Source organism: Pseudomonas sp. HMSC08G10 (assembly GCF_001808425.1).
In the GTDB taxonomy this organism is placed as follows: domain Bacteria; phylum Pseudomonadota; class Gammaproteobacteria; order Pseudomonadales; family Pseudomonadaceae; genus Aquipseudomonas; species Aquipseudomonas guariconensis.
In genome coordinates this window covers 105,708-111,827 of record NZ_KV793298.1, presented here as the reverse complement: position 1 = coordinate 111,827, position 6,120 = coordinate 105,708, and the positions used below count along the sequence as shown (strand labels likewise).

Below are 6,120 nucleotides of genomic sequence, written 5' to 3'. Positions count from 1 at the left end.
ATCTCCATGGAGGCCTTGTCGGACTCCAGGGTCAGCAGGCTCTGGTCAGCCTCGATACGGTCACCGACCTTGACGAACAGCTCGATGATTTCACCTTCACCGCTGCCGATGTCAGGTACGCGAATGAGTTCGCTCACTTAAAAATACTCCTCAGCAGTCCAGTGGGTTGCGCTTGTCCGGATCGATGCCGAACTTGACGATGGCGTCGGCCACCACCTTCGGTTCGATCTCGCCACGGTCAGCAAGGGCTTCCAGGGCAGCCAGCACGACGAAGTGACGGTCGACTTCGAAGAAGTGACGCAGCTTCTTGCGGCTGTCGCTGCGACCGAAGCCATCGGTACCCAGGACCTTGTACTCCTTGCTCGGGACCCACTGACGGATCTGTTCGGCGAAGAGCTTCATGTAGTCGGTGGACGCTACAACCGGGCCTTTGCGGCCGGCCAGGCACTGCTCGACGTAGGTCTGCTGTGGCTTCTGGCCAGGCTTGAGGCGGTTGGCGCGTTCCACGGCCAGGCCGTCACGGCGCAGTTCGTTGAAGCTGGTGACGCTCCAGACGTCGGCACCGACGTTGTATTCCTCGCGCAGGATCTTGGCCGCTTCGCGGACTTCGCGCAGGATAGTGCCCGAACCCAGCAGCTGCACGTGGTGCGCGGCCTCGCGGGTGTCTTCCTCGAGCAGGTACATGCCCTTGATGATGCCTTCCTCGGCGCCGGCCGGGATGGCTGGCTGGGTGTAGGCTTCGTTCATCACGGTGATGTAGTAGAAGACGTCCTGTTGCTCTTCGGTCATCTTCTTCATGCCGTCCTGGATGATCACCGCCAGCTCGTAGCCGTAGGTCGGATCATAGGTGCGGCAGTTCGGGATGGTGGCAGCCATCAGGTGGCTGTGACCGTCTTCGTGCTGCAGGCCTTCACCGTTGAGGGTGGTACGGCCGGCGGTACCGCCGATCAGGAAGCCACGGGTGCGGCTGTCGCCAGCGGCCCATGCCAGGTCACCGATACGCTGGAAGCCGAACATCGAATAGAAGATGTAGAACGGCAGCATCGGCTGGTTGTGGTTGCTGTACGAGGTACCGGCGGCGATGAACGACGACATGGCGCCGGCTTCGTTGATGCCTTCCTCGAGGATCTGGCCTTTCTTGTCCTCGCGGTAGAACATCACCTGGTCCTTGTCGACCGGCTCGTAGAGCTGACCCACGGACGAGTAGATGCCCAGCTGGCGGAACATGCCTTCCATACCGAAGGTACGGGCTTCGTCCGGGATGATCGGAACGATGCGCTGGCCGATCTCCTTGTCCTTGACCAGCTGCGCCAGGATGCGCACGAAGGCCATGGTGGTGGAGATTTCGCGGTCGCCCGAACCGTCCAGGATCGCCTTCAGGGTTTCCAGCGGCGGAGTCGGGATGCTGAAGCTCTTTGCACGGCGCTGCGGTACGAAGCCACCCAGGGCTGCGCGGCGCTCGGCCAGGTACTTGGCTTCGGCGCTGCCTTCTTCCGGACGGAAGAACGGCAGGTTTTCCAGGTCGGCATCCTTGACCGGGATGTCGAAGCGGTCACGGAAGTGACGCAGGCTGTCGACGTCGACCTTCTTGGTGTTGTGCGCGGTGTTCTTGGCTTCGCCGGCACCGGTACCGTAACCCTTGATGGTCTTGGCCAGGATGACGGTCGGCTGACCTTGATGGTTGACCGCCTGGTGGTAGGCCGCATAGACCTTGTACGGGTCGTGGCCGCCACGGTTGAGCTTCCAGATCTCGTCGTCGGACAGGTCTTCGACCATGGCCTTGAGTTCTGGGGTGTTGAAGAAGTGCTCACGGACGTACGCACCGTCCTTGGCCTTGTAGTTCTGGTACTCGCCGTCGATGACTTCGTCCATGCGGCGCTGCAGGGCACCGTTGGTGTCCTTGGCGAACAGCGGATCCCAGAAGCGGCCCCAGACGACCTTGTTGACGTTCCAGCCACCGCCACGGAACACGCCTTCGAGTTCCTGGATGATCTTGCCGTTGCCGCGGACCGGGCCGTCGAGGCGCTGCAGGTTGCAGTTGATGACGAAGATCAGGTTGTCCAGCTTCTCGCGGCCAGCCAGGGCGATCGCGCCCAGGGATTCCGGCTCGTCGCACTCGCCGTCGCCCATGAAGCACCAGACCTTCTGCTTGCCGGCCGGGATGAAGCCACGGGCTTCCAGGTACTTCATGAAGCGTGCCTGGTAGATCGCCTGGATCGGACCCAGACCCATGGAAACGGTCGGGAACTGCCAGAAGTCAGGCATCAGCCATGGGTGCGGGTAGGAGGACAGGCCCTTGCCGTCCACTTCCTGACGGAAGTTGTTCATCTGGTCTTCGTTGATGCGACCTTCGAGGAAGGCGCGGGCATAGATGCCTGGGGAGGCGTGGCCCTGGAAGAAGATCAGGTCGCCACCGTGCTCCTCGGTAGGAGCCTGGAAGAAGTAGTTGAAGCCGATGTCGTACAGGGTGGCGCTGGAGGCGAAGCTCGAGATGTGGCCGCCCAGGTCCGAATCCCGCAGGTTGGTACGCATGACCATGGCCAGAGCGTTCCAACGTACCATCGAGCGGATGCGGCGTTCCATGAACAGGTCGCCAGGCATGCGTGCTTCGTGGGTAACAGGGATGGTGTTGCGGTATGGCGTGGTGATTGCGTACGGCAGCTGAGAGCCACTACGGGTGGCCAGCTCGCCCATACGGGTCATCAGGTAGTGAGCGCGGTCTTCGCCTTCTTTGTCGAGGACCGACTCCAAGGCATCCAGCCATTCCTGGGTTTCGACGGGATCGAGGTCTTGCATGGCTTGCTCCAGGGCGGAAAGGCCACCAGAATCGGGGGCCTGAGTTTGCGACTGGCCTTTTGGGCAGACGTCGTGAATTCTTGGATTAGCCGGACAGTCATCCGGCGCCGTGTAGTTTTACTACAAATGGTTTGGCATTTCATGCTTTTGAACAGCCGGGGTAGTAGTAAAACTACAGAAAAGCGGCATTTTGTCGCATGCCGGGTTGTGGGGAAAAACGTTCCCGTAGGTTTGGACTGGGCTTTGATTGGGTGAATCTTGATGTTTTTTACCAATGATTCGTTTATTTCAGCTATTTCCAACTTTTGTATGACAGTCCAACCGTCATTCGGCATCCCCTCGGCCGCCTCTACCCCTCCCACTCACGCCGATCAAGGATAGACCATGCGCCTGCCTTTGCCGCTCGATCTGCCCGCCGTCCTGCAACCGCTGGTCGTCCGTAACCAACAATCCCTGCGTGAGGCCATCGCGGGTATCGAGGGGCTGGACTTCGATGCCTGGAGCCCCGCCCAGCGCCATGCGTTCGACCAAGTGGCCGCAGTCAGCGACTTCGTTTTGGAAGTGGCCCTGCGCGAGCCGGCCATGCTCTTTACGCTGCAGGCCAGCGGTGAACTGGAGCGGCCTTTCGCCCCTGGCGAGCTGCGCGCGCGCATCGCTGCCGCCGCCGAAGCGGCGCAGAGCGAGGAGGAGCTTGCGCGCAACCTGCGTCGCGAGCGCAACCGCCAGCAGGTGCGCATCATCTGGCGCGACATTACCCGCCAGGCCGCGCTGGGAGAAACCTGTCGCGACCTTTCCGACCTGGCCGACGCCTCCATCGACCAGGCTTACCAATGGTTGTATCCGCGCCATTGCCAGCAGTTCGGTACGCCCATCGGCAACCGCAGCGGCCAGGCGCAGCACATGGTGGTGCTGGGCATGGGCAAGCTGGGCGCGGTGGAGCTGAACCTGTCTTCGGACATCGATCTGATCTTCGCCTTTCCCGAGGGCGGCGAGACCGAAGGGGTCAAGCGCTCACTGGATAACCAGGAGTTCTTCACCCGTCTGGGCCAGCGTCTGATCAAGGCGCTGGACCCAGTGACCGTCGATGGTTTCGTGTTCCGTGTCGACATGCGCCTGCGCCCCTACGGCTCGGCCGGTGCCCTGACGTTGTCGTTCAATGCCTTGGAGCAGTACTACCAGGACCAAGGCCGCGACTGGGAGCGCTACGCCATGATCAAGGCGCGGGTCGTGGCCGGCGACCAAGTCGCCGGCGCCCAGTTGCAGAATATGCTGCGCCCGTTCGTCTACCGCCGTTACCTGGATTTCTCGGCCATCGAGGCGCTGCGCACCATGAAGCAGCTGATCCAGCAGGAAGTGCGGCGCAAGGGCATGTCGGAGAACATCAAGCTCGGCGCGGGCGGTATCCGCGAAGTGGAGTTCATCGCCCAGGCGTTCCAGTTGATCCACGGCGGGCGCGACCTGAGCCTGCAGCAGCGGCCACTGCTAAAGGTGCTGGCGACCCTCGAAGGCCAGGGCTACCTGCCGCCGGCGGTGGTGGCCGAGTTGCGTGAGGGTTATGAGTTCCTGCGTTATACCGAGCATGCGATCCAGGCCATCGCCGACCGCCAGACCCAGATGTTGCCGGAGGACGAAAAGGATCGCGAGCGCGTGGCGTTTATCCTGGGCTATGCCGACTGGCAGAGCTTCCATGACCAGCTCATGCACTGGCGTGGCCGGATCGACTGGCATTTCCGCCAGGTGATCGCCGACCCCGACGACGAGGAAGGCGAGGGCGAGCTGGTCGTCGGTGGCGAATGGTCGCCGCTGTGGGAGCAGGCCCAGGATGAAGAGGCCGCCTGCCGTCAGTTGGAGGAAGCCGGCTTCAAGCAGCCCGCCGAGGCCTTGCGCCGCCTGGCGTTGCTGCGCTCCAGTCCGTCGCTGCGCTCCATGCAGCGTATCGGTCGCGAGCGCCTGGACGCCTTCATCCCGCGCCTGCTCGCCCAGGCTGTGGAGCACGATGACCCGGACCTGGTCCTGGAGCGCGTGTTGCCGCTGGTCGAGGCGGTGGCGCGACGTTCGGCCTACCTGGTGCTGCTGACCGAGAACCCAGGTGCTTTGCGCCGGTTGCTGACGCTGTGCGCGGCTAGCCCGTGGATCGCCGAACAGATTTCCCGCTACCCGTTGCTGCTCGACGAACTGCTCAATGAAGGCCGGCTGTTCAGCCCGCCCCTGGCGCCGGAGTTGGCCTGCGAGCTGCGCGAGCGCCTGACGCGCATTCCCGAGGACGATCTGGAGCAGCAAATGGAGGCTTTGCGTCACTTCAAGCTGGCCCACAGTCTGCGGGTAGCCGCCTCGGAGATCACCGGCAACCTGCCCCTGATGAAAGTCAGCGACTACCTGACCTGGCTGGCCGAGGCGATCCTCGATCAGGTGCTGGCCCTGGCCTGGCGCCAGACGGTGGCCCGTCACGGCCAGCCCAAGCGCAGCGATGGCAGCCTATGCGATCCAGGTTTCATCATCGTCGGCTACGGCAAGGTCGGCGGCATCGAGCTGGGGCATGGCTCGGACCTGGACCTGGTGTTCATCCACGATGGCGATCCCCAGGGCGAAACCGACGGCGCCAAACCCATCGACGGCGCGCAATTCTTCACTCGGTTGGGGCAACGCATCATTCATATGCTGACTACCCAGACCAACTCCGGTCAGCTCTATGACGTGGACATGCGCCTGCGTCCGTCCGGCGCCTCGGGGTTGCTGGTCAGTTCCGTGGGGGCCTTCGAGCGCTACCAGCAGGGCGAGGCCTGGACCTGGGAGCACCAGGCTCTGGTGCGGGCGCGGGTGCTGGTGGGCTGCAAGCAGGTCGCGGCGGCGTTCGAGGACGTGCGCGCCCGGGTGCTGGGCAAGCCGCGCGAGCTGGACAAACTGCGCCAGGAAGTGAGCGAGATGCGCGCCAAGATGCGCGACAACCTTGGCACCAAGAGCACCGCCGCCGGCACTGCCGCCAATGCCTTCGAGGCCGGCATGCCCTTCGATATCAAGCAGGATGCCGGCGGTATCGTGGATATCGAATTTATGGTGCAATACGCCGCTTTGGCCTGGTCCCACGACCACCCGGCCCTGCTGCGCTGGACCGACAACATCCGCATTCTCGAGGAGCTGGAGCAGGCAGGGCTGATGCCGGCCGACGATGCGGTGCTGCTGCGCGAGGTGTACAAGGCGTTCCGCTCGGCCTCGCACCGCCAGGCCCTGCAGAAGCAAGCCGGGGTCGTCGATGCCGGGCAGTTTGCCGATCAGCGTCGCGAGGTGCGGCGGATCTGGAGCGAGCTCGGGCTGACCTGAGGCCCT

3 protein-coding genes are annotated in these 6,120 nt (G+C 63.3%); 1 reads left to right on the top strand and 2 read right to left on the bottom strand.

Annotation, left to right across the window (positions count from 1 at the left end):
* A partial coding sequence (locus HMPREF3173_RS24840) for a biotin/lipoyl-containing protein (protein ID WP_256544141.1) occupies window positions 1-137 on the bottom strand: 137 nt, incomplete at its 3' end.
* A 13-nt stretch (window positions 138-150) separates the two neighbouring features.
* The gene (gene aceE / locus HMPREF3173_RS06540) at window positions 151-2,796 is read right to left on the bottom strand and encodes a pyruvate dehydrogenase (acetyl-transferring), homodimeric type (RefSeq protein WP_070571978.1); all 2,646 of its coding nucleotides are present in this window, start codon (window positions 2,794-2,796) and stop codon (window positions 151-153) included.
* Window positions 2,797-3,180: 384 nt separating this feature from the next.
* Between aceE and glnE the strand changes: the two genes are divergently transcribed.
* On the top strand, window positions 3,181-6,114 hold the full coding sequence (glnE, locus tag HMPREF3173_RS06535) for a bifunctional [glutamate--ammonia ligase]-adenylyl-L-tyrosine phosphorylase/[glutamate--ammonia-ligase] adenylyltransferase (protein WP_070571977.1): 2,934 nt from the start codon (window positions 3,181-3,183) through the stop codon (window positions 6,112-6,114).
* The last annotated feature ends 6 nt before the right edge of the window (window positions 6,115-6,120 follow it).

Bases quoted from the DNA above. Each gene is read 5' to 3' on its own strand.
- glnE (WP_070571977.1), top strand. From the start codon at position 3,181: ATGCGCCTGCCTTTGCCGCTCGATCTGCCCGCCGTCCTGCAACCGCTG.
- aceE (WP_070571978.1), bottom strand. From the start codon at position 2,796: ATGCAAGACCTCGATCCCGTCGAAACCCAGGAATGGCTGGATGCCTTG.